Annotated in this window: 18 protein-coding genes; 17 read left to right on the plus strand and 1 reads right to left on the minus strand. The window is 60.9% G+C overall.

Annotation, left to right across the window (positions count from 1 at the left end; genetic code table 11):
* Positions 1-20 precede the first annotated feature (20 nt).
* From OEJ37_RS06810 to OEJ37_RS06885, 16 genes are all read left to right on the plus strand, one after another.
* Positions 21-1487, plus strand: coding sequence for an aldehyde dehydrogenase family protein (locus OEJ37_RS06810; protein WP_174416656.1), 1467 nt, complete (start codon positions 21-23; stop codon positions 1485-1487).
* A gap of 7 nt (positions 1488-1494) precedes the next feature.
* Positions 1495-2562: a maleylacetate reductase gene (locus OEJ37_RS06815; protein WP_263343667.1), complete on the plus strand. Its 1068-nt coding sequence runs from the start codon at positions 1495-1497 to the stop codon at positions 2560-2562.
* A 34-nt stretch (positions 2563-2596) separates the two neighbouring features.
* Positions 2597-3466, plus strand: a complete 870-nt coding sequence (locus tag OEJ37_RS06820) for an intradiol ring-cleavage dioxygenase (RefSeq protein ID WP_263343668.1) — start codon at positions 2597-2599, stop codon at positions 3464-3466.
* A 4-nt stretch (positions 3467-3470) separates the two neighbouring features.
* Positions 3471-3782: a YciI family protein gene (locus tag OEJ37_RS06825; protein ID WP_072438385.1), complete on the plus strand. Its 312-nt coding sequence runs from the start codon at positions 3471-3473 to the stop codon at positions 3780-3782.
* 3 nt (positions 3783-3785) lie between these two features.
* A complete protein-coding gene (locus OEJ37_RS06830; RefSeq protein ID WP_263343670.1) occupies positions 3786-4121 on the plus strand; it encodes a Rieske (2Fe-2S) protein in 336 nt (111 codons plus the stop codon).
* A gap of 199 nt (positions 4122-4320) precedes the next feature.
* On the plus strand, positions 4321-5409 hold the full coding sequence (locus OEJ37_RS06835; RefSeq protein WP_263343672.1) for a porin: 1089 nt from the start codon (positions 4321-4323) through the stop codon (positions 5407-5409).
* Between the two features lie 570 nt (positions 5410-5979).
* Positions 5980-8532 (plus strand): type VI secretion system Vgr family protein, encoded by a 2553-nt coding sequence (locus OEJ37_RS06840; RefSeq protein WP_263343673.1) that lies wholly within the window; start codon positions 5980-5982, stop codon positions 8530-8532.
* Between the two features lie 10 nt (positions 8533-8542).
* Positions 8543-9346, plus strand: coding sequence for a DUF4123 domain-containing protein (locus OEJ37_RS06845; protein ID WP_263343674.1), 804 nt, complete (start codon positions 8543-8545; stop codon positions 9344-9346).
* 30 nt (positions 9347-9376) lie between these two features.
* Entirely contained in the window at positions 9377-11953 is a 2577-nt protein-coding gene (locus tag OEJ37_RS06850) for a T6SS effector BTH_I2691 family protein (RefSeq protein WP_263343675.1), read from the plus strand.
* 12 nt (positions 11954-11965) lie between these two features.
* Entirely contained in the window at positions 11966-12934 is a 969-nt protein-coding gene (locus tag OEJ37_RS06855) for a DUF6708 domain-containing protein (RefSeq protein ID WP_175917394.1), read from the plus strand.
* A complete protein-coding gene (locus tag OEJ37_RS06860) occupies positions 12931-13215 on the plus strand; it encodes a PAAR domain-containing protein (RefSeq protein ID WP_175917395.1) in 285 nt (94 codons plus the stop codon). The genes OEJ37_RS06855 and OEJ37_RS06860 overlap by 4 nt, the downstream gene beginning before the upstream one ends.
* 63 nt (positions 13216-13278) lie before the next feature.
* Positions 13279-14286: an IS256 family transposase gene (locus OEJ37_RS06865; RefSeq protein ID WP_263343677.1), complete on the plus strand. Its 1008-nt coding sequence runs from the start codon at positions 13279-13281 to the stop codon at positions 14284-14286.
* A gap of 235 nt (positions 14287-14521) precedes the next feature.
* Complete coding sequence (locus OEJ37_RS06870) at positions 14522-15334, plus strand: hypothetical protein (protein WP_175917397.1); 813 nt, start codon at positions 14522-14524, stop codon at positions 15332-15334.
* A 358-nt stretch (positions 15335-15692) separates the two neighbouring features.
* Entirely contained in the window at positions 15693-16826 is a 1134-nt protein-coding gene (locus OEJ37_RS06875; protein ID WP_175917398.1) for a hypothetical protein, read from the plus strand.
* Entirely contained in the window at positions 16823-18313 is a 1491-nt protein-coding gene (locus OEJ37_RS06880; protein ID WP_175917399.1) for a phenylacetate--CoA ligase family protein, read from the plus strand. The genes OEJ37_RS06875 and OEJ37_RS06880 overlap by 4 nt, the downstream gene beginning before the upstream one ends.
* A 377-nt stretch (positions 18314-18690) precedes the next feature.
* Positions 18691-20421 (plus strand): DUF4236 domain-containing protein, encoded by a 1731-nt coding sequence (locus OEJ37_RS06885; RefSeq protein WP_175917400.1) that lies wholly within the window; start codon positions 18691-18693, stop codon positions 20419-20421.
* A gap of 352 nt (positions 20422-20773) precedes the next feature.
* On the opposite strand, the gene glmS is transcribed toward OEJ37_RS06885, so the two are convergent.
* The gene (gene glmS, locus OEJ37_RS06890) at positions 20774-22603 is read right to left on the minus strand and encodes a glutamine--fructose-6-phosphate transaminase (isomerizing) (RefSeq protein WP_065502961.1); all 1830 of its coding nucleotides are present in this window, start codon (positions 22601-22603) and stop codon (positions 20774-20776) included.
* A gap of 156 nt (positions 22604-22759) precedes the next feature.
* Between glmS and OEJ37_RS06895 the strand changes: the two genes are divergently transcribed.
* Positions 22760-23251: an Lrp/AsnC family transcriptional regulator gene (locus OEJ37_RS06895; RefSeq protein ID WP_034181959.1), complete on the plus strand. Its 492-nt coding sequence runs from the start codon at positions 22760-22762 to the stop codon at positions 23249-23251.
* The last annotated feature ends 2 nt before the right edge of the window (positions 23252-23253 follow it).

The raw sequence follows: 23253 nt of genomic DNA on the forward strand, positions 1-23253 counted from the left end.
CAAAATACCGAGGACGATTCATGCAAACCCAACTCTTCATCGACGGGCGCTTCGTTGACGCCGTCGACCGCGGCACGATCGACGTGCTGAATCCTCACGACGGCTCCGTCATCACGAAGATCGCCGCGGCCACCGCGGCGGACGTGGACCTGGCCGTCGAAGCGGCGACCCGCGCGTTCCCGAAATGGTCGGCCATGCCGGCAGCCGAACGCGGCCGGCTGCTGCTGCGCCTCGCCGATGCGATCGAGGCCCATGCGGAGGAGCTGGCGCAGCTCGAATCGCTCGACACCGGCCACCCGATTCGCGATTCGCGCGCGCTCGACGTGCCGCGCACGGCCGCCTGCTTCCGCTACTTCGGCGGCATGGCCGACAAGCTGCAGGGCTCGGTGATTCCCGTCGAAACCGGCTTCCTGAACTATGTGCAGCGCGCGCCGATCGGCGTCGTCGGCCAGATCGTGCCGTGGAATTTCCCGCTGATGTTCACCAGCTGGAAGATGGGCCCGGCGCTGGCCGCCGGCAACACGGTGGTGCTCAAGCCGTCGGAAATCACGCCGCTGTCGACGTTGCGCATCGTCGAACTGATGGCCGAGGTCGGGTTCCCCGCGGGCGTCGTCAATATCGTTCCCGGTTACGGGCATACGGCCGGCCAGCGGCTCGCCGAACACCCGGGCGTCGGCAAGATCGCGTTCACGGGTTCGACCGCAACGGGCCGCCGGATCGTCGAAGCGTCGCAGGGCAACCTGAAGCGCGTTCAACTGGAGCTGGGCGGCAAGGGCGCCAACATCGTCTTCGACGATGCCAACCTCGACGCGGCCATCAACGGCGCCGCATGGGCGATCTTTCACAACCAGGGGCAGGCGTGTATCGCGGGGTCGCGCCTCGTGCTGCACGAACGCATCGCGGACGCGTTCCTCGAACGGTTCGTTGCGCTCGCATCGTCGATCCGGATCGGCAACCCGCTCGACGCCGATACCGAGATGGGCCCGCTGACGTCGAAGCAGCATCTCGAGCGGGTGCTGTCGTTCGTCGACGTCGCGCGCGAGCAGGGCGGCCGCGTGCTCACCGGCGGCAGCGCGCCGCAAGATCCGGCGCTCGCCAACGGCTACTATGTGCGCCCGACGGTCATCGAAGCGAGGAGCGCGACCGACCGCATCGCGCAGGAGGAAGTGTTCGGTCCGTTCGTCACCGTGCTGCGCTTCGGCAGCGACGAGGAAGCTTTGGCCATTGCCAACGCGACGGAATACGGGCTGGGCAGCGGCCTCTGGACCCAGAACCTCTCGCGTGCACACAAGATGGCGTCGCAGATCAATGCGGGCATGTGCTGGATCAATTGCTACAAGCGCGTCAATCCGGGCAGCCCGTTCGGTGGCGTGGGCAAGTCGGGTTATGGCCGCGAGATGGGCTTCGAGGCCATGCACGACTACACTGAAGCTCGGTCGGTTTGGGTCAATGTCGACGGCAACGTGCCGCCGCACTTCAAGCGCTGAGGCTTTCATGGAACGCTTCGTCTATCAAGGTACGCCTTCCCGCGTGGTGTTCGAATGGGGTGCGCTCGCCAGGCTGCCGGACGAGCTGTCGGCGCTCGGCGCGCACCGCGCGCTCATCCTGTCCACGCCCGAGCAGCGGCCGCTTGCCGACCGCGTGAAGGAGGTACTGGGCGAGCGTGCGGCCGGCGTGTGCGCACAGGCGGTCATGCACGTTCCGGTCGAAGTCGCGCGCGCCGCGCGCGAGATGGCCGCCGAGCTCGGCGCGGACTGTTGCATCGCGATCGGCGGCGGCTCGACGATCGGGTTGGGCAAGGCCATAGCGCTCGAATCGTCGCTGCCGATCCTGGCCGTGCCGACGACTTACGCCGGCTCGGAGATGACGCCGATCTACGGTCTCACGGAAGGCCGGCTGAAGCGCACCGGGCGTGACGCACGCGTGCTGCCGCGTACCGTGCTCTACGACCCGTCGTTGACGTTGTCGCTGCCGCCGGGCATTTCGGCGGCGTCCGGTGTCAATGCGATGGCGCATGCCGTCGAAGCGCTCTATTCGGAAGACGCGAACCCGGTGATCAGTTTGATGGCCGAGGAATCGATTCGCGCGCTCGGCGAAGCGCTGCCCGTCGTGGTGCGCGATCCGCAAGACCGAGCGATGCGCAGCCGCGCGTTGTATGGCGCGTGGCTCGCGGGAACCTGCCTGGGCGCGGTCGGCATGGCGCTGCATCACAAGCTTTGTCACACACTCGGCGGCACGTTCAACCTGCCGCACGCGCAGACGCACGCGGCCATGTTGCCGCATACCGCGCATTACAACCACGCAGCTGCGCCCGACGCGCTGCGCCGCGTCGCGCGGGCGCTGGGCGGGAACGACGCGGCCGAAGCCGGCCCGTTGCTGTTCAGATTGAACGAGCAGCTCGGCATCTCGCCGGCGCTCGCCGACATCGGGATGCCGCAGGAGGGCCTCGACGAAGCGGCCGATCTCGCCTGCCGGAACCCGTATGCGAACCCGCGGCCGATCGAACGTGCGGCGATACGTGCGCTGCTTCAGGACGCGTGGGAAGGGCGCGCGCCGCATTGAACGGCCTGACGTGCAAAGGGAAAGGGAGGCAGACATGAATGACCACCATGACGGCGACACGAGGCTGACCGAGCAGGTCGTCGCCAGCTTCGACGGCACGCCGAACCCGCGCTTGCGCGTGCTGATGCAGAGCCTCGTGCGGCATCTTCATGCGTTCGTACGCGAAACGGAACTGACGGAAGCCGAGTGGATGGCGGCGATTCGCTTCCTGACCGAGACGGGGAAGATGTGCGACGACGTGGTGCGCCAGGAGTTCATCCTGTTGTCGGACACGTTGGGCGTCTCGATGCTCGTCGATGCGATCAACCATCGCTTCGCAACCGGCGCAACGGAGACGACGGTATTCGGCCCGTTCTACATCAAGGGGATGCCCGAGCGTGCGTATGGCGAGAACATGGCGCTCACGCCGGGTGCACCGGTTGTCGTGCATGGGCGCGTGCTGACCACCGACGGTGTTCCCGTGAAGGACGCCGTGCTCGACGTATGGCAGACCGCGGAGAACGGCATGTATTCCGGGCAGGACACGGCGCAACCGCACGGCAACCTGCGCGGCCGCTACCGGACCGATGCCGAAGGCCGTTACGCGATCACGACGATTCTGCCGGTCAGCTATCCCATTCCGACCGACGGCCCGGTCGGGAAGATGCTCGACGCCACCGACCGCCATCCGTGGCGGCCCGCGCATCTGCACTTCATGATCGACGCGCCGGGCTTCCGTACGCTCGTCACGCATGTCTTCGACGAGGATGACCCGTATCTGAAATCGGATGCCGTCTTCGGCGTGAAGCCGTCGCTGATGGTCGCGTATCGCCCGCGCGCCGCGGATGACGAGCTCGCCCGTCAGATCGGCCTCAACGGCCCGTACCGCGAAGCGACGTACGACTTCGTCCTCGACCGGAGCTGATCGAATGGCTCGATTTTTCGCGGTGTTTGCGACGGACCAGCCCGGTATGCGCGACGTGCGCGACCGCGTGCGGCCCAGTCATCGGAGCTACCTGCGCGCGGCTTCGCAGCACGGCGTGTATGTGCGGCTCGGCGGCCCGACGCTGGACCCGCAGGGTGACGCGATGAACGGAACGCTGCTCGTCGTGGAGGCCGACGACATCCATGCGGTGATGCAGTTCGTCGGAAACGATCCGTACGTGAAGGAGGGGTTGTTCTCGCGCGTCGAAGTGCGTCCGTGGGACTGGAGCCTGGGAAACCCCGAGCAGAGAGTGTGAATCATGGACGCGACGCAACTCTGCCGCTTTTCCGAGGTGCCTGATGGCGGCGCGCGGGTTGTCGACGAAGCTTGCATCGGACGTCCCGTGATCGTCGTGCGACGAGGCGAGCAGGTGTGGGCGTATGTGAATCGATGCCCGCATTTCTCGGTGCCGCTCGATTTCGTGCCGGGCAATGTTTCCTGCTACCGGTCGCAGGTGTTGATGTGTGCGCATCACAGCGCGCTGTTCCGGTTCGACGACGGTGTGTGTATCGACGGACCTTGCTCGGGTTCGACGTTGGAAGCCGTGGCTGTCGAGGTGGATTCCGCCGCGTGGGTTGTCTGGCGAGGCGCTTGATTCGAGTGTTCTGATCGGTGCGGGCGGGGCAATCCATTTTCCATGCGGCGATCTTCGATTTTATAAATCAGTAAAACTAATCATATTCTCGGCGTCGTTATATCTTCCGGGGTGAAGGCGTTGTTATACGAAGCATTGAGCGAGAACCCGCCACGTAGCGGGCAGCAGGCTCGCATTTCAATAAAAAGACGGAGACATGATGAAACTCAGGTTTGGAGCAGTGGCGATTCTTGCCGTAGCGCAGGGCGCATGGGCGCAGAGCAGCGTGACGATGTTCGGTCTTATCGACAGCGGCATCACGTATGTCAGCAACGAGGGCGGCGGAAAGAACGTCAAATTCGACGACGGGATATTCGCACCCAACCTCTTCGGCCTCCGCGGCACGGAAGACCTCGGCGGCGGATATCGCGCGACGTTCGCACTTGTGAACCAGTTCTCGATGGCGAACGGCGCCATCATCGGGTCCGAAATTTTCGGGCGCAATGCATACGTGGGCCTCGAGAGCGACCGGTTCGGCAGCATCACGCTGGGTAATCAGTACGACTTCATGGTGGATTCCCTCTTTTCGAAGGGGAACGCGATTGCGAGGGATATCAATGGGCTATACGGTTTCCGGAATGGCCCGTTCCAGCGTCTCGCGCTGCCGGGCAATCCGACCGGTGCGTTCGATTGGGACCGCACGGCAGGCAGCAAGCCGATCGCGAATTCCGTCAAATACAGTTCGCCGATGGTTGCGGGTTTGTCTGGGGGCGTGATGTATGCGTTCGGCGGGGTTGCTGGCGCGATCGGCGCGGACAATGCGGTCAGCGCCGGGTTGAACTATGAGGTGGGTGCGTTTGGCGTGGGCGCCGCTTATACGAACGAGAAGTACGGCCCGGCGCCTGGCGTGCCGTCGACGAGCGTGCGCAATTGGGGCATCGGGATGCACTACGACTTTGGTGTCGTGACGGCGAGTGCGCTGGTGACTACCGTGCGGAATTCGTTCAACGATGCCGGGGTGTGGATGGCCGAAGGCGGCGGGGTGTGGCACGTCAGGCCGGATGTCGTCCTGGGCGCGAAATACATGTACATGAAGGGGAATGAAGCGGTGAACAACAACCATGCTCATCAGCTCAGCGTGGCGCTTCAATACCTGTTGTCGAAACGGACGATGGTTTATGTGTCGGCTGATTATCAGCGGGCGAATAGTGGCGCGAATGCGCAGGTCAATGGCGTGCTGGATCCGAATGGGGCTTCAAGTTCGGCGAGCCAGGCGGTGGCGCGGGTGGGGGTGCATACGGTGTTTTGAATGGGGGGGCGGTGGCACGCTTCGTGTAATCGGATCGGTCGATCCAGTTCCGCCAGACCGGACGCACGTCTTCTGCGACATGTGTTCGCGGTTATCGTTGGAGACGCTCAAAGAACGTCCTTCAGTAGGGCGGCCAAGCGTGCCGACGGGGAGGAAACGGTAATGCTCTGCGAAATGGACCTAAACCGTTATTTCTGACAGACTTTCCCCCTCGGAGGCAATGCTTATCAGAAAAATCGAGTAACTCAACGTGGTTTTGTGGACGTCGATTCAGGACACATTTTTTACAATCGCACATGTTCCTGATGAGGGCGAGGTAACCAGGCGCTTCCATCCTGGATGGCGCCAAAGTCGGTCCACTGCTTGTTTTAGCATTGGATGAAGTAAGAAATTCCAATATTGCTGACACAAGAGATTGAGAAACGTCGATTCGGAAAATATTTCCGAATTGCCGGGCTGCTATTTTGACGTTTCTTATGAAATCGGCGTATATCACTGTGGCAAAATCTCTTCAGACATTACGTTCCTCCCGATTTATATTCAATTTCACCCCCTGAGGAGATACTCGATATGGGTAGGTTGCCCAATTCGTTGATGCTCGACGCAGGTATCGAGCAGACGAACCGGACGCTCATCCTGGACACTCCCCTCGGGGCGAAAGTACTTTTGCCGCAGCGCGTTATCGGCGAATCTCGGTTGGGCAGGGATTTTGAGCTCACGGTCGACGTTGTATCCAGGGAGCATGCGCTCCAACTGAAGAAGCTGATGGCGCAACCCGTCACGTTATGGGTGCGTCAAGCCGACGAGTCATACCTTCCCTGGCACGGCTACGTCTATGCGACGCGACGCCTCGGGGCGGATGGGGGGCTCAGCTACTACCAGCTTTCTTTTGCGTCATGGATGCGCTTTCTGCGGTATCGGAAGGACGCGCGCATCTTTCAGGACCTGACGACCGCGGACATCCTGACCGATGTATTCAACGGTCATTCGCAGGCACGGGGCCACTTCCGGGTCGATGTCAAGGATCCGGGGGCGGTTCGATCGTATTGCATCCAGTACGAAACCGACCACAATTTCGTCCATCGGCTGATGGAGTCGGAGGGGTGGTTCACGTATGTCGAGCATGGCGAGGACGGCAAGTCGCATACGGTTGTCGTGACAGACGACCTCTTCAATTGCAAGGCACTCGCCATCCAGCAGGTATCGTTCTATCGCGGGGACCGTGACGGTCAAGCCGGTACGCTCGTCGAATGGGGCAGCGAACGCACGGCGCAAAGCGTTGGCTACGCGCTTAGCACGGCCGATTACAAGCGTCCGTCGCGCGCTTTGCAGCGAGCCGGCCGCTCACCAGCCGACCAAGGTGAAATCCCGCAGCAGCTGGAGGTCTACGAATACGCCGGCCACTACAGCTTCCCGGCTACCGGCGAGTCGTACGACCGTGGCGAGCGTGCCGTGCGAATCCGCCTTGAAGAAATGGCATCGCGCAGCAAACGGTTTTTCGGAGTGGGCAGCGTGCCGTGCATGGACGCCGGCCGGTGGTTCATGCTCGAAGACCATCCCGAGCACGATGCCGACAAGCCCGAAGACCGCGAATTCGCGATTCTCGGCGTGAGTTGGGCTATCCAGAACAATCTGCCGCTGGGCAATAGCCGACCGTTTCCTGGCAGTCTCCAGCGGCGCTTGTCACGTCTGCGTGCCGAATACAGGGACCAGCAGGCCGCGTTCGTGTCCAAAGATCCGTTAGGCAACGAAAGCTTCGTGCTGGTCGAAATCGAAGCCCAGCGCCGCTCCGTGCCGTTCCGCAGCCCGTTCGAACACGCAAAGCCGGTCATGCACATGCAGACGGCCACTGTCGTCGGACCGGCGAGCGAGGAGGTGTACACGGACGAGTTGAACCGCGTGAAGGTTCAAATGCACTGGGACCGTCTGGGCGGCAACAACGAGACATCATCGTGCTGGATGCGAGTGATACTGCCGCACGCCGGTAAAGGGTTCGGCGGTGTGTTTGTTCCGCGAATCGGGCAGGAAGTGGCTGTCAACTACCTCGACGCGGATTGCGACCGCCCGGTCGTGAGCGGGGTGCTCTTCCACTCTGCCAACGCGCCGCATTGGCATTCGAACGGCCTGCTGTCCGGTTTCAAGTCCCAGGAGTACAGCGGTCAAGGTTTCAATCAACTCGTTTTCGACGACTCCACGTCGCAGAACCGGGCGCAATTCTACAGCTCGACGGCAAATTCCTATTTGCACATTGGCTATCTCATCGACCACAACGGCAATACGCGGGGCAACTACCTCGGCACGGGCTTCGAGCTGAAGACCGAAGCGTCGGGTGCGCTGCGGGCCGGGCGGGGACTTTATGTATCGACCTACGCTCGGGGTGGGACGTCGAGCCAACCGCTGGATGTGAAGGAAGCTACGCAGCATCTCATTGATTCCGGCGGCGTGATTCAGCATCGCTCGCTTGCGGCAGCCGACGGCAAGGCCGAGACCCTGGACGATGCACAGGACGCCATCAAGGACTTCGCTGCGACTACGCAGAGCGATGCGCAGGGCAATATGGCGGGGGGCAGGACAGCGGGGGGAGGCACTGGAAGCGCCAATGCGTTTTCGCAACCCGTCATGCTGCTCGCGAGCCCGGCGGACATGGGCCTGTCAACGCAGAAGTCGCTCCACGCGGCAGCGACCCAGCACGTCAATCTGGTCAGCGGCGAGAGCACCTACGTTTCGGCGGCCAGGTCGTGGATTGCCAGCATTGGCGAAAAATTGAGCTTCTTCGTGCAGAACGCCGGTATCAAGCTGTTTGCCGGCAAAGGCAAGGTCGAATTGCAGGCACAGTCGGACAACATCGAAATCACGGCCGACAAGACGGTGAAGGTCGTTTCCACCGCAGATGCCGTCAACGTGCTGGCGGAGAAGGAAATCACGCTGAGCGCCGGCGGCGCCACCATTCGTATCGCCGGGGGCAATATCTACGTCCATGCACCGGGTACGGTCGAGGTCAAGGGCAGTCCCCTCGTCTTCGATGGCCCGGCAGGCGATAGCGCGTCGGCACAGCTCGCGTCTTCGAAGTCGTGCGCCCAGCAGTTCGCCGCCGCCGCGCAGGCCGGCTCGGCGCTCGTGTAGGGCGGTTGGTATGGTTCATTACGTCATCGTTGAGGCTGTCAACGGGAAGCTCGAGCTGTCCGGTGTGCCCCCGGTCTATGAAGTCGGTGAGTTGGTCCCGGCGGCGCGTTCCGAGCTCGAGGGCGTGGCTCCGGTACTTTACTGTGCCGAGCATCCCGAGTTGCAATTGCCCGCGTTGAGAGAACGCGCCGAGTGGGACCTGAAGAATGGCTTGCCGCCGGTCGTTTGCGCCATTGTCGAATGCGGCAAGGTAACGGGCCGGCTGCAGCAACATCTGGCAGACCGGTTGATACTGCCCGCGCCGACTTCGGGCGATGCGGTCTTCCGCTATTACGACCCGCGCGTGTTTCCGCACCTGCGCCGCATCCTGAAGCCCGAGCAGATAGGCGCGCTTCTGGGGCCGGTTGCATCCTGGACGTACCTCGACCTCATAAGCGGCTGGACGGTGGTCAACGGCGCAGCCGAACCGGAAGCCGTCTTCGCCGTTACGGCAGACCAGCACGCACGAATCGCGCGCATCGAACTGGTTCAGCGCGCGCTTGATGTGCTCCGGCGCAACGGTACGGTGCCTCGTCCCGATATGCCGGGGTTGCTCGATGCGCAGCTTGCAAAAGGCGAAGCACATGGACTCGCCGGCGGGGACCTGCTTGCTTTTGCACTCCACGGCACACTCGTTTCCCCCTACTTCGACCGTCACCCGCGTGTTCAGGCTGTTTTGCAGGCACCGCGGAAAGGTCCGTACGCTGAAGCGGTCTCGAACTGGAGCGCAGCAGACTGGGAAACGATTGCGCGCGAGAGCATCCAATATCAATAAGCCCGAGTGGCGGCACGAGAGAGATACAGAATGGCACTCGACACGAACTTTGCGAGTATTTCCCAGCTCACGCAGTCCGCGATGCAGACAAGCTCGCGCGCGCCGAATTCATGCAACATGTGCAAGAAGAAGGGATTGCCGATTCTGCCCGTCCGCTATGGGGTCGTGGCCAACTCGAAGGCTCACAGCTCTGCTGGCGCGATGTCGCTCATGGGCGGCAAGTTTGGCGACGGCGTCGTCGGCATTGCGCTCAAGAAGGCGAAGTACACGCTGCGCACTCTGCGCTACGGTTACGTGTATATCTTCTATCCAAAAACACAGCGGTGGCAGATATATGCAGTTACGGCGGAAGGATACTTGTATGACTATCCGGTCGGCATCAAGCTCGACCGTAGCTTCGAGAAACCGTTCAGCTGCCATCAACCCGGGCACGCGCAACTGGCCCAGTGCATCACCATTGAAGACGCCGAACATGCCGGAACCGTGTATCTGGCGTTCAGCGACGAGCTTTGGACGCAGAGAGTCCGCGACACCTACGCGAAGAACTTCATGGGCTGTCGTGACAAACGGATGCAGAAGTTCGATGCGACCGGCTGGTACAACGGCAACATGAAACAGTCGCATGCGGACAGCCTGGACCATCTTGAGGGGCTTCTGAGCGAATACAAGGGAGGCAGTCCCGATGCGCTCGTCACCGGTTGCTTTCCATATCACGACCGTGCCGGACAGCAGCCGGCCTTGAAAAAGGCGATGGATTCCATCCTGCCGGACAAGGGGTTGTTCTTTGCGTTGTGGGACCCGGTTGGTATCACGCAAGAACTCAACTTCGAGCAGCGCGTCGCCTTCGGAGCGGCGCTTGCGCCGCATGAACATGGCATTTGGGCTGCCAGCGCAATCGACGCGCTGCAAAAGGCGGTCGCGGTGTCGGCGAAAGAGGACGTCGAGCGTTTTGCCTACCTGCAAGAAGTCAGTGCCTATAACGGTTCGGGCGCCGGCTCTCTGTTCGATGGTGGCAAGGCGCTGGAGAAACGGCTCAAAAGCATTGATGCGCAGAAGGAGTCTGAACTTGCAACGGCCGGACCGGAGGCGTGGAAGCCCTATACGACCCACTATCGGCAGCAGGCCATCGTCGACTTTCGACAAAAGATGGCGCAGGCGATGAAGTCGGAGCAGACGAGCACGCTGGTACCACTGTCTCAAGACCATCAGGCGTGGCTGTCCAGTCCAGCGTTGCTGAATGTTTTCGAGTCGGATTACGAGTCGGGAAGCTGGCGATGCGGGCTGAACTATACCAACACGTTTACGCGATGCATCGAGGGCTCGGCCGACCGCAAGGAAACTGTCGATGTGCTCGTCAAATGGGCTAAGGGCAACGTATCCGATACCCGCAATCCGCTGTTGCGGGCGTTCGTTCTGAATAGTCCAGTACTGGCCGAGAAGGTCAAAGAAGTCTCCAGTTATCCGTATATGGAGCTGAGGGAGTTTGTGGCGAAGCTCATCGAGTCATACAGCAAGATAGAGCAGGTTGAGGAGTCGAAGGATAAGGGTATCAAGGTTGCTGTTGCGAAGGCGTTAGCGTGGCTTCTCCATGAGACAGGCGGGCCCGTGGCTGAAGCTATCAGCGCGAGTGTAGATACGGCTGCGGCCAAAGTGCTGTATGCGACTCTGTGCATGCGCACGAAACAGTTGTTCGAGTTTAAGGCCGTATACGGTTCGGTAAACCAGTGGGTGAACTACATCGCCCGTCAGATGCAGGAAATGATGCCGGGCCGGCAGAAAATCAGCGTGCAGGACCTGAAAAAGCAGCTTCAGGACAAGGCCACCGTAGGTGGCGGCGCCGACCCGGAAATCAAGGCGAAGCAGTTCGTGCCAGTCGAAAGCCCGGCGACAGAGGCCGCTGCCCTGGCAAGCGTCAAGGCCAAACCTGGTTTCGAGAAGTTGGCCAGCGCGACGCTGACGCCAGACGTGGTCGAGACGATTTACATACCGAAATTTCGACTCATGACGAAGGGGGAACCTGGGTTTGCGGGCATCGGAGCGATATTCAGTGCCATCAATCTTCGCTTTGCTCGGGAGGAATTGAAGAAGGCGAACCGGTTCAATCAATCGGAGGCCGGCATCAAGTTCAACAACGCCATTGGTGGACTCGTGGCGAGTGTTGCTCAATATGGCTCGGCTGCAATTGACACCTTCGGAAAGGCTGGTGCTCAGTTGGGTACAGGCTGGCTTCGACTAGAACGTTTCCTCAACGTCGCGGGGAAGTACGGCGGCGCGGTGGTTGGGCTCGTGTCTGCTGCGATTGACATCTATCATGCCGTGCAGGATTTCAAGGAAGGTAATGTGACGATGTTTATCCTGGATGCTGCGTCAGCGGTTGTCGGTCTTGCTCTTGCTTACTCTGTCATATTCCTTTCGGCATCCGCTGCAGCGGTCGTGGCCCTGCCGCTTCTGCTCATTGCTGCCCTTATTGGTATCCTTATCAACTACTTCAAGGGTAAGGAAGTGGATGAGTGGCTTGAACGATGCTTTTTTGGGCTGAAAGAGGCCAAAGAGCGGTTTCCCACTCTGGCCGAAGACCAAAAGGCATTTGCGGCAATGCTTTCGTGATGGAGAAAAGAGATGGCATTTGACGGACTCTCGTGGTACCGCCTGAACCGGCCGGTCAGCGAGGAAGAGCAGGCTGCCCGCCTCGCGATCGGACAGCCTGCGTCTGACACGCCTAAGGATGAGCGTTCAGTATTCTCGATGAGCGATACTTGCCTAGAGGTCCGAGACGGAAACTATTCGGAGAAGGGCTGGGGGCTCTTTGCGTTTATGTTACCGGGGCTCGGTTCGTTGGCATTCACGGCGGCCCTTCTTTGGATGCTGACTCATGTACCTCCTATCTACGAGCAGCGGGGACAACTGGGGCTCATTTATGGAGTGCTTGCTTTTTTCTTGTTTGTCGCGCTCGGTTTCTCGGGAATTGGCATTTGGGCATTGACACGCGACTGTTTCAATTACACCTGCAAGCCCGTCCGGTTTAACCGGCGTGACCGGATGATTTACGCGTTCAAGCACAATGGCCCTGGCGGGGTTGTATCGGTACCCTGGGATAGCGCCTTCCTGTACGTCGAACGCAAGCCCAGAAGCGGCCCCACGCGCACGGCGCCGCGCGTGGTTCGTTGCCTGGTTCTTGACGACAAGGGGATGGTCAAGGATACGTTCTCGATGGGAACGCGAGTTGTCCTGTCGTCCGATGAGGGAAGTGTCGGGGGACAGGAGGTCATGAAAGTCCTCTACCAGGACTTCGAGTTCTACCGGCGATTTATGGAAGAAGGCGCCGCTTCGGTGCCGCCGGTGACCGAGTTTCTGCCGAAGGGAGCCTCCCTGCACAATTCGCTGAGGTTGAATTTCGACGGCACCTCGGGTCTACTTAAGTCGGGTAATCCGATAGTTTGGCTGGTGGTGGCGGTCGGTGCACTTCCCGCATTCTCTCAATCCCTATTGCATTGGTTCGCCCAACTGACTTGCCGCGAACCTGTGTGGCCGGAGGATATCGAGCGGGCGTGCAATGCTGCGACGCCGTCCAACGGCCTTACAGCATGAGCCGGCGGTTCATTCGTCAGGGCGATAAGACTGACCGCAACGGTGTTGTGGTTGGCGGTATCGCTGGGACCTCGTTGCAAGGCCAACCTTTCGCTTATCTGGGCGCCCCTGTTCAGTGTCCCGCCTGTGGCACGATGGGCGCCATCATAAGCGACGGCTCACCTCGTGCGATGACGATGATGGGTAAGCTGGTCGCATTGGAGAACGATTTGTGCCAATGCAAATGTGAGCCACTGCCGAAGCTGGTGGCGTCTCAGACTCTTGGCTCCATAAAGACATAACAGCCAGAGCCTATCCGGTCTTTTGTGTGTGAGGCATAAACTGACGGCCAAGGAGCCACTTTTATGCCGCGCAAACGCAAGGAAGAAGTGACGATTGAACCGGGCAAGGGCTTGAACCTGGGCCCGGAACTGATCAAGCAACTGGTGCCCGGGACGCTGGACCGGGCGACGATCAACGAGCTGCTGGCCGCGCTCAAGAGGGCGATCTTCGAGCGCGCACTGGGCGGCGAGTCGGCTCACCACCTGGGCTACGAGAAAGGCGAAGCCAAGCCGGCTGGCAGCACGAACCACCGCAACGGCACGAGCCGCAAGTGCGTCGCGACCGACGACGACCTGCTCGACGTCGAGATCCCGCGTGACCGCGAAGGGACGTTCGATCCGGTGCTGATTGCCAAAGGCGAATGGCGCTTCACCGGTTTCGACGACAAGATCATCGCGATGTACGCGCGCGGCATGAGCGAGCGGGAGATTCAAGGCATCCTGCTGGAGATGAACGGCATCGAGGTATCGCTGGACTTCATCAGCACAGTGACCGACGCGGTGATCGACGAAGTGCGTGAATGGCAGCAGCGGCCGCTCGAGCCGATATATCCGGTCGTGTTCTTCGACGCCTTGCGCGTCAGGATTCGCGACGAAAGCGTGGTCCGCAACAAGGCGATCTACCTAGCGCTGGGTGTGCGCCGCGACGGCACACGTGACGTACTCGGCCTCTGGATCGAGCAGACCGAGGGCGCCAAGTTCTGGCTCTGGCTGCGCGTCGTCAACGACCTGAAACTGCGTAGCGCGCAGGACATCCTGATCGCCGTGGTCGACGGCCTGAAGTGCTGCCCGGAAGCGATCAACACCGTGTTCCCGGAAACGACGGTTCAAACCTGCATTGTGCATTTGATCCGCAACTCGCTGGACTTCGCGAACTGGAAAGATCGCAAGTCGGCTGCCGCCACGCTGAAGCTGATCTGGCTGGCTCTGCGCAACGTCGTTGCCAAGTGGATCGGCTCCCGGCACGATTGGAAAAGCGCGATGACGCAGTTTGCGCTGCTTTACCCAGAGCGATTCAACATCGGAATCTGAGTCCTGACCCGCCTCACACACGGAATTTCGGATACCTCCGCCGCCGCTCGCTTCCGGTCGGTTGTTGTCGCCCGGGCAACACGGTAGTGTGCCCGTTGATCTGCTGCCGGGCCGATAATGAGCCTACGATGAGACGCGCCGGCCATCGGTGAATTCAAGCAGTGGATGCGTTGCCGATCATTCCACTCTATAGTGCTCGTCGTTGACCGCTCTGCGAGAAAATCAGGAGTTCGCCGTGTTTCACCGGAAATCCAAGTTGGGTCGTTCGAACTTCGTGTGCGTTGTCGCGTTGACGATGATGCTGGCGCCAATCGCGGTGCATGCAGAGGCGGAGGCTGTCGACGGCACGACGCACATCGCGCCCGCTGTCAATCACGACACGTCACCCGCGCGACCGATTGTCGGCGACGACCCGGTTGCAATTCGGGATGCGCTGAAGAAGCAGCACATCAGCACCATCCCGCCTTCCTTGAGCAACCGGGTTCGCGGCCTGGTCTCCGGCGCTGCCGGCCGGCATGGCCCGAATCCCGACCTGGCGGCCGTCGATCTGGATCGTGACGTGACGTTCGTGGTGCCGGTGCGGTACGGGCTGAGGTACCGGTCACAGCGGCACCTATTGACGCTGGACGTCGACCTGTTCGACGCAGAGCGCGACGACCGGACGGGCATCCTGCTCAGAAAGGTCACGACGGGGCCACGAGGGCGCGGGCTCGTGATTGCACCCGAAGCGAAGGCAAAAGGGTACATCCAGCAGATCGACATCATCGAACTCGAGTCCGGGAAAGGCAAGATGTCCACGGTTCGCAGCCGCATGCGGCTTTCACCCGCCGTGTACGCCCAAACGCATGGCGACTTCGCACTCGTTTTTTCCGGGCGCCTGGTTCGGCCTTACCTGACCGAACAGATCGAGCATGTCGATCCGAGCATTGACGAGCCGACGGACATTACGACCAGGATCTCCAGGTTGCACATGGATCTCCATGCCATCTGGCTGGTGAGTCCGTCGAGCGGTGTCGTGCTGTCGAAGAAACTGCGTCTGTCGAAGTAGCGTTTTTCTTTACGAGGCGATGATCTTGACCGGCTTCCGGAGTGCACGCATGTCCCGTGCTTCGACGCCGATCCTCTGCACGATTGCGTGCGACTGCGGTGTAGTCGGCGTCCGGTCGGAACAATACGGCCGTGCGCGAAATGCACCCATGTTCCGGTATGTCGCTGTCGAGGGGGCGTTGCGTGGCTCCGGGTTCGCGACGCGAAGAACCTCGGCTGGGTCCTCATTGCAAAGTTAGGAAAGGTTTGATCGGCCGGACAAGTGGGAGGCGAGCCTCCTTCTCCCAGTTGTGGTCCGCCAAGGCACGCGTGAAGGAACATTGACCATCATGTAAGATGCCCACAGCTTAACCCCGGTCTTGAGAGGGGCCGGGTTCTCGCGCACAACGGCAATCCGCCGAACAACAATAAGGAAGCCACGAGATATGCCGGGGATTTCCACTGAAGCCTTTTCCGTCTGGCACACGATCCTGTCCGTTGCCCGACATGCACCGTCACCCCATAACGTTCAACCGTGGCGTGTGCAACTGATCTCGGACGATTGCGCCGAGCTTTTCGTCGATGGCACGCGCACGCTGCCGAAAGAGGACGCGACCGGTTCGTTCCTGTTGTCCGCGATGGGCATGTTCATCGAAGCGATCGATCTGCTCGCGGCACCGCACGGCTTGCGTGTCGAATGGCAACTGCATCGTCCGGTGCAGGAATTCGCGGCCATCCTGTCCCGGCCGACCCCGCCGGGGCTGATTCCGTTTTCAGCATTGCGGCTCGTCGCCAACGCCGGGGTGTCGCGCGACGACCCGTCCGCGCTGATGATCGCGCGCCGCACGTCGCGCATTTCGATGGATCCGACACCGGTACCGGACGCGGCGGTCACGCAACTGGCGGCGCTGGCCGACGAATGGGGACATCGATATACGCACCTGGCGGGTGCCGAACTTGTCGAGCCGATCATCGCTGCGAACATCGACGCCGTGTTCCACGACATGAACGTCGCGGATTACCACGACGAAATCACCGCCTGGTTTCGCTTCACCGAACGCTCGACCACCCGCCATCGCGACGGTCTCGACTGGCGCTGCATGAACCTGTCGCGCGCGGAGTTCTGGCTTTCCGCGCATCTGTCGAAAATCCTGACGTTCAGGCCGACGCGTTTCTATTTCAAGCGCCGGTATCGCGCGCAACTGGGCCATGTACCCGCAATCGGCGTGCTGAGCGGCGATTTCTTCAACCCGGAGAATGCGATCGAGTCGGGCCGTTTCCTGCTGCGCTTCTGGCTGGCGCTGACGAGCCTCGGCCTGTATCTGCATCCGTACGGCAACCTGGTCACGAACCCTGACGCCGCCGCGTGGTTCAACGCGCATGCCCAGGTAGACAGGGCATGGCTCGTTTTCAAGGTCGGCTACTCGCGTACGCCGCCGCAAAGCCAGCGCAGGGCGCTCGCCGATATCCTCGTCGATGCGCCGGTTCCGTCCCACTCTCCGAGATCCGCATGAATACGCTCTATCGCCTGTTTCTCGAGGCCATTCTCTGGACGCTATGGTTCCTTCGCCGCGTGATCAGCGTCGACGGCCGCCTTTATGTGTTCCTCAACGCACCGGTGTTTCAGCCCTATCTGGCCTATGTCGGCCGCATACGCGCCCGCGTGGCATTTCTCAAGGCGAGCACGGCTTGCCCGGCGTACATCGAGTTCCTGAAGGCCGAGGGCTACCGGGCCGGCGGGAAGTGGCGGTTGGCGGACCTGCCCGCCATGACCAAGGAGAACTACATCAAGCTCTATTCGATCGAGCAGCGCTGCTATGGCGGAGCCATTCCAAAGTCAGGTGTGGTCATCGACGAGTCGTCGGGGTCGACCGGCCAGCCCAACAATTGGGTGCGCAGCGCGGCCGAACGCAGCGACGTCAAGCGCATCCTGCAACTGAACTATCAGCTAGTGTTTCGCCACTCCGGCAAGATGTTGCTGAACTGCTTTGCGCTCGGGCCGTGGGCGACGGGCATGAACGTATCGATGTCGCTCGTCGACGTGGGCATCATGAAGTCCATCGGACCGGACAAGGCCAAGCTGATCAACACGCTGAAACTGTTCGGGCCGAAATATCAGTACCTGATATTTGGCTACCCGCCGTTTATCCGTTCGGTGGTCGACGAATGCGATCTCGACCTGACGCCTTATCACATCGATTTCATCGTTGGCGGGGAGGGGTTGTCGGAAGCGCTGCGCGACCATCTGCTGCGCAAGGCGAGCACGGTCATTTCGTCGTATGGCGCGTCGGACCTCGAGATCAACATCGGCGTCGAGACACCGACGACGATCGGCCTGCGGCGGGCGCTGCTGGGTCGCCCCGAGTTGTGCCGCGAACTGTTCGGCCGCGATACGCCGCCGATGATCTTCCAGTACAACGCGCTCGACTACGTGATCGAAACGAATGCCGACGGCGAACTGCTGGTGACCATCGGGCGCCAGTCCGGCGCGGCGCCGAAGATCCGCTACAACATTCGCGATTCGGGAGGGACGTATAAATTCCGGGTGTTGAACAAGCGCCTGTCGGCACATGGCATGCGCCTGACGGACTTCGCGTCGCGGACCAGCCATTTCCCGTTTTTGTTTGTCTACGGCCGCAACGATTCGAGTGTGCCGTTCTACGGCGCGAAGGTGTTCCCGTCCGATATCGAGCAGGTTCTGTCCGCTTCGCCGGTGCTGCACGATGCGATCAGCACGTTCCAGCTCGCCGCGACCGAGGATGAGCACTTGACGAGCTTCCTGCACGTCCATCTTGAGCGGGCCGCAGGAAGCGCGCAAATGCAGCTCGACGACGCAGTGCTGCATGCCGAGATGTTCGAAGGCATGAAGCGCGTGAATCAGGATTTTCGCGAGGTATCGAGGTTGTTCGAATCGAAGCAGGTGATCGTGCATGTGCACGATCACGATACCGGCCCATTTCAGGGACGCGATATTCGTATCAAGAATAGGTATATCGCGTGATGGGGGCGGCTTGCGGTGCGGTTAGCTTATTCGGCGGCGTAGATATCGGCGGGTCCTTGTTCTTGGTTATTATCACGTTCAGCCAAGCCGGTTCGCCGAAGCAAACAAAGCTCGAGAGACCGCAGATGACGTAGAACTGCGCGATGTGCGCGAGGAATGCTTACATTTCCAGATGTCGTTATTGTAGTTTCTCTTTGAATTCGGTTCCCACATAGCCAACCCTCTCCACAAGGCTTAGGGCGTAATCTCGCCAAAGCTATTCTTGCGAAGAATTTTTCTTGTACTATCGTTCAAGAAAAATACGAACTATTGACCAAATTCCACAGTGTCGATGCAACTTGGCGTGGCACCACTGGAACTCGTGGAGCAGAATAAAAATGGGCTGGGGATTTCGTAAAAGCATCAAGGTCGCACCAGGTATCCGCCTCAATTTCAGCAAGAGCGGAGTCAGCACGTCAATCGGCGGCAAAGGATTCACTTACAACACACGGGGCCGTGTCACTGCAAGCGTCCCCGGCACGGGGATTCGCTATACGCATTCGTTGAAGAGCGCGAAGCGAACGTCGAGCCCGGTCGGTGCGGTTGTTGCCGGAAGCCGAAATCTAGGCCCCGACGGCTTCGAGCGGCTGTCAAAGCGGGAGCAAGCGACGCGGGACTTCGTCGTGATGGTCAAAACGCGCACGACCACCGCCTTGGTCGACTACTTCTCCTCGCATGGCGTGTACGTTCACACTGAAGACTTGAGCGAAGCGGTGACGCTGGAAGACCACCAGCATTTCCTCGAATCGCTCTCGCGCGAGTTCGAGACAACGACGAACGCAATCCGGCTCGCGGTCGACATCGGCTCAATCGCGCTTGCAGAGAAAGAGAAAGCGATGCGCGCGGTGTACGAGATTGAAAAGAAGTGCGCCGAGCATCACGGGCAGCTAAGAGACCTAAGTGACGCTGCATCTGCCCTGCTGGCTGCAGTGCGGAGCTATCCGGCAACACCCTCTCTGGTCGGGCCGTTCATTATTGGTCTGTTCGGGGCCTTTCTCATCTCAGTCGTGAACATCGTTGCCGGTTTTTTCGTTGCCGCAGTGGCGCTCCTCTATGGTGGTGGCAAGGCCTTGGGTTACTTTCGAGAGCGCGATGCCGCACTGGCGCTCATCGAAGAAAGAGACCGACACTTCGATTCGCTGCTGGTGGCCGAAATCACCCTCCGCCCGACGCTGCGCTCAACTCGCGACACTGTAAAGCCGAAAGCCATTGGATTCGGCGCCACGGTACTTGCCGCTACGCTCGCCGCTTTCGTAATGCACCTGTCGAATCCACGACCAGCAGGGACGAACGCCGCAGCATCTTCGGCACAAGCGACTACCGACGATGCCGACTCTCAAGCGTCGAAGGTCAACGGAAGTCTGGCAGCTAGCAAATTCTCTTGGATGGTCGGAAAGCAGCCTTATGAGGTAGTGAACGACCGCCGCTTCAAGGCTGCGTTCCGGGGCGTAGCGCGCGCAAGCTGGAAAAAAATCGCAGACCGCCTCATGGTGGCAAGTCAATCCGGAATTGAGTTGAAAGACGGGTTCCTCGTTGGCGAGGGATGCAAAGCTCATCAGTGCGGCTCTGAGAAAGCCGCGTTCGCCATCAACGAGAGCACCGGTAAAGGCGTGCTTATGATGATGGAAACGCAAGGTAATACTCCCGTTTTCACGACGTATGGAGCCGCGAATCTATCCGTCGAGCAGACGCCGTTGGCAGGCTGGAAGCAACAGCAGATTGACGAGTCCCCGTTTCCGGCGAGATCGAGTTCGGGTAAAGGAGACACAACGACCGCGGCTCTGTCGCCGACCTATCCGACGAGCTTCGACTGCTCGCAGGCTCGTTCGGACGCCGAGCATCTGATTTGCAGTGACGCCACGCTGGCCGCTGCAGATGTCGAGTTGGCCACGGCCTACGCAAAAGCTAGAGCTGCTGTAACGGACCAAGCTGCGTTCCGTGAACGAACGCGCGCGCAATGGAACTATCGGGAGAGGACGTGCCATGACAGGGAATGTCTCGCACGGTGGTACGCCGACCAAAAGAATGCGCTCGGCGAAATAGCAGCAACGGGCGTTGTCGGTCCGTGACTCGAGACATGTGACGACGACGCTACGCATGTGTAGCGGTCTCCAATCCGGGGAAATGATGCGGCTTAAGCCCGCGCAGAGCTCCAGTGCAGAAGACGGGAAATCTGATCATGGCCAGCCCGTTTAAAGGGCTGCGGCGGCGAACCATAGGGGACAGAACGAGGAGAAGGTGAGCGGTGGAAGGGAGGGCCGGGGCCGAAGCCCCGGACGACCGCGGAAGGATTCATTCCTTTGCAACTTTTTCGGAATTTCCCCTCGAACGCAGGCGATTTGATGGTGCAGGATTAGAAGCGCTTACGTGTAAATGCTTCTAATCCGGATTGCCACATCCTGATCTACCGGCCGCACTCTTTCACTCCACCGTCACCGACTTAGCCAAATTCCTAGGCTTATCAATATCCGTCCCCCTTGCCAACGCAGCGTGATAAGCCAGCAACTGCATCGGCACCGTATGCAGAATCGGCGAAAGCGGCCCGTAGTACTCATTGAGCCGAATCACCTCGATCCCGTCGCTCGGCACCAGCCCACAGTCCACATCCGCGAACACAAAAAGCCGCCCGTTCCGCGCACTGACCTCATGCATGTTCGACCTGAGCTTCTCGAGCAGCATGTCATTCGGCGCAACCGCAATCACCGGCATCTCGTTGCTGACGAGCGCAAGCGGCCCATGCTTCAGCTCCCCCGCCGGATAAGCCTCCGCGTGAATATAAGAGATCTCCTTCATCTTCAACGCACCCTCAAGCGCGATCGGATAATGCATCCCGCGCCCGAGAAACAGCATGTTGTCGCGTCGCGCGAGCAGTTCCGACCACGCCATGATCTGCGGCTCCAGCGCGAGCACCTTCGACATCGCATCGGGCAGGTGCCGCAGCGCACGCAGATGCTCCTTCTCTTCTTCATCACTCAACCGCCCGCGCACCTGCGCAAGCGACAACGTGAGAAGGAACAACGCAACCAGCTGCGTCGTGAATGCCTTCGTCGAAGCCACCCCGATCTCGATCCCCGCACGCGTTACAAACTGCAGCGCACATTCGCGCATCAACGCACTCGTCGCGACGTTGCAGATCGCGAGCGTATGCATCATCCCGCTCTGCTTCGCGACATGCACGGCACCGAGCACGTCGGCTGTCTCGCCGCTCTGCGACACCGCGACAACCAGCGTGCGCGGATTCGGCACGCTGTCGCGATAACGAAACTCGCTGGCAATTTCGACACTCGCCGGCAGCTTCGCGATGCTCTCGATCCAGTACTTCGCGGTCAGCGCCGCGTGATAGCTGCCGCCGCATGCGAGCAGCAGCACCGAATCGACATCGTTGAACACGCGCCACGCACCGTCGCCGAACAGCTCGGGCATGATCGACGCGACGTCGAGCAGCGTATCGGCCACCGCCTGCGGCTGCTCGAAGATCTCCTTCTGCATGTAGTAGCGGTACGACCCGAGATCGGCCGCGCCGCTATGCGCGGCGACCCGCTGCACCGCGCGCTCGACGCGCTGGCCGGCCGCATCGACGATCCAGTAGCGATGCAGCTGGATATCGGCGACGTCGCCGTTCTCCAGATACGCGATGCGGTCGGTGATGCCCGACAGCGCAATCGCGTCGGACGCCAGGAAATTCTCGCCTTCGCCGACGCCGACCACGAGCGGCATCCCGTCGCGCGCGCCGACGATCCGGTGCGGCTCGTCGCGGCACATCACCGCGATTGCGTAGCTGCCGCGCAGCCTTGCGACTGCGCGCCGCACCGCGTCGAACAGGTCGCCGTCGTACAGGTGGTCGATCAGGTGCGCGATCGCCTCGCTGTCGGTCTGGCTCGCGAACACGTAGCCGTGCGCCTGCAGCTCCGCACGCAACTGGTCGCAGTTCTCGATGATCCCGTTGTGCGACAGCGCGATGCGCGCGTTGGCGTCGCTCGGCGAGAAGTGCGGATGCGCGTTGAGCGTGACGGGTGCGCCATGCGTGGCCCAGCGCGTATGCGCGATGCCGGTGTAGCCCGACAGCGCATGCTCGGCGATCTCGCGCTGAAGGTTGGCGACGCGATCGACGCTGCGGGCACGCGCCAGCGCACGGTCTCGGTAGACCACGACGCCGCACGAGTCGTAGCCGCGGTATTCGAGCCGCTTCAGGCCGTCGACAAGGTTCGGCAGGATGTCCCGCTGGGCGACCGCCCCGACAATTCCACACATATCGCGCTCCGTAAATGTCCTGTCTGGACCAGTGAGAGCGATGGTAGAGGTGGTCGAATGGAATTAAATTTCAAAATATCGACATAAATGAAACGAGGCTTAGATCGTCTATCATGTTGAAATTAAATTCCACGCCCTGACCGGAAGGAGCCGCCGATGGCCGGCATCACCCTCGACGATCTCGACCTGCGCATCCTCGCGATCCTGCAGGACGACGCGTCGGTGTCGAACCTGCAACTGGCCGAGCGCGCGCTGTCGTCGCCGCCCACCTGCATGCGTCGCGTGCGCCGGCTGACGGAAGCCGGCGTGATCCGCCGGCAGGTTGCGGTGCTGGATCCGGTCGCGATCGGCACGGCCGTCACGGCGCTGATCGAGATCAGCCTCGACCGGCAGACGGCCGAAGACTACGACGCGTTCGAAGCGTACGTCTGCGCGGAGCCGGCCGTCACGCAGTGCTATCGCGTGTCGCCGGGGCCCGATTTCGTCGTGGTGGCCGATCTGGCCGACGTCGCCGAATATGACGAGTTCGCGCGGCGGCTGTTCACCGGCGCATCGAACGTCCGCAACGTGCGGACGTTTTTCTCGACGCATCGCGCGAAGTTCGAGGCGAACGCGCGGGTCGCGCATGCGATGCGCAAACGCGCGTGATC

Origin of the sequence: Burkholderia sp. BKH01 (genome assembly GCF_025685725.1) — a bacterium.
In the GTDB taxonomy this organism is placed as follows: Bacteria; Pseudomonadota; Gammaproteobacteria; order Burkholderiales; family Burkholderiaceae; genus Burkholderia; species Burkholderia pyrrocinia_C.

Bases quoted from the DNA above. Each gene is read 5' to 3' on its own strand.
- OEJ37_RS06810 (WP_174416656.1), top strand. From the start codon at position 21: ATGCAAACCCAACTCTTCATCGACGGGCGCTTCGTTGACGCCGTCGAC.
- OEJ37_RS06815 (WP_263343667.1), top strand. From the start codon at position 1,495: ATGGAACGCTTCGTCTATCAAGGTACGCCTTCCCGCGTGGTGTTCGAA.
- OEJ37_RS06820 (WP_263343668.1), top strand. From the start codon at position 2,597: ATGAATGACCACCATGACGGCGACACGAGGCTGACCGAGCAGGTCGTC.
- OEJ37_RS06825 (WP_072438385.1), top strand. From the start codon at position 3,471: ATGGCTCGATTTTTCGCGGTGTTTGCGACGGACCAGCCCGGTATGCGC.
- OEJ37_RS06830 (WP_263343670.1), top strand. From the start codon at position 3,786: ATGGACGCGACGCAACTCTGCCGCTTTTCCGAGGTGCCTGATGGCGGC.
- OEJ37_RS06835 (WP_263343672.1), top strand. From the start codon at position 4,321: ATGAAACTCAGGTTTGGAGCAGTGGCGATTCTTGCCGTAGCGCAGGGC.
- OEJ37_RS06840 (WP_263343673.1), top strand. From the start codon at position 5,980: ATGGGTAGGTTGCCCAATTCGTTGATGCTCGACGCAGGTATCGAGCAG.
- OEJ37_RS06845 (WP_263343674.1), top strand. From the start codon at position 8,543: ATGGTTCATTACGTCATCGTTGAGGCTGTCAACGGGAAGCTCGAGCTG.
- OEJ37_RS06850 (WP_263343675.1), top strand. From the start codon at position 9,377: ATGGCACTCGACACGAACTTTGCGAGTATTTCCCAGCTCACGCAGTCC.
- OEJ37_RS06855 (WP_175917394.1), top strand. From the start codon at position 11,966: ATGGCATTTGACGGACTCTCGTGGTACCGCCTGAACCGGCCGGTCAGC.
- OEJ37_RS06860 (WP_175917395.1), top strand. From the start codon at position 12,931: ATGAGCCGGCGGTTCATTCGTCAGGGCGATAAGACTGACCGCAACGGT.
- OEJ37_RS06865 (WP_263343677.1), top strand. From the start codon at position 13,279: ATGCCGCGCAAACGCAAGGAAGAAGTGACGATTGAACCGGGCAAGGGC.
- OEJ37_RS06880 (WP_175917399.1), top strand. From the start codon at position 16,823: ATGAATACGCTCTATCGCCTGTTTCTCGAGGCCATTCTCTGGACGCTA.
- OEJ37_RS06885 (WP_175917400.1), top strand. From the start codon at position 18,691: ATGGGCTGGGGATTTCGTAAAAGCATCAAGGTCGCACCAGGTATCCGC.
- glmS (WP_065502961.1), bottom strand. From the start codon at position 22,603: ATGTGTGGAATTGTCGGGGCGGTCGCCCAGCGGGACATCCTGCCGAAC.
- OEJ37_RS06895 (WP_034181959.1), top strand. From the start codon at position 22,760: ATGGCCGGCATCACCCTCGACGATCTCGACCTGCGCATCCTCGCGATC.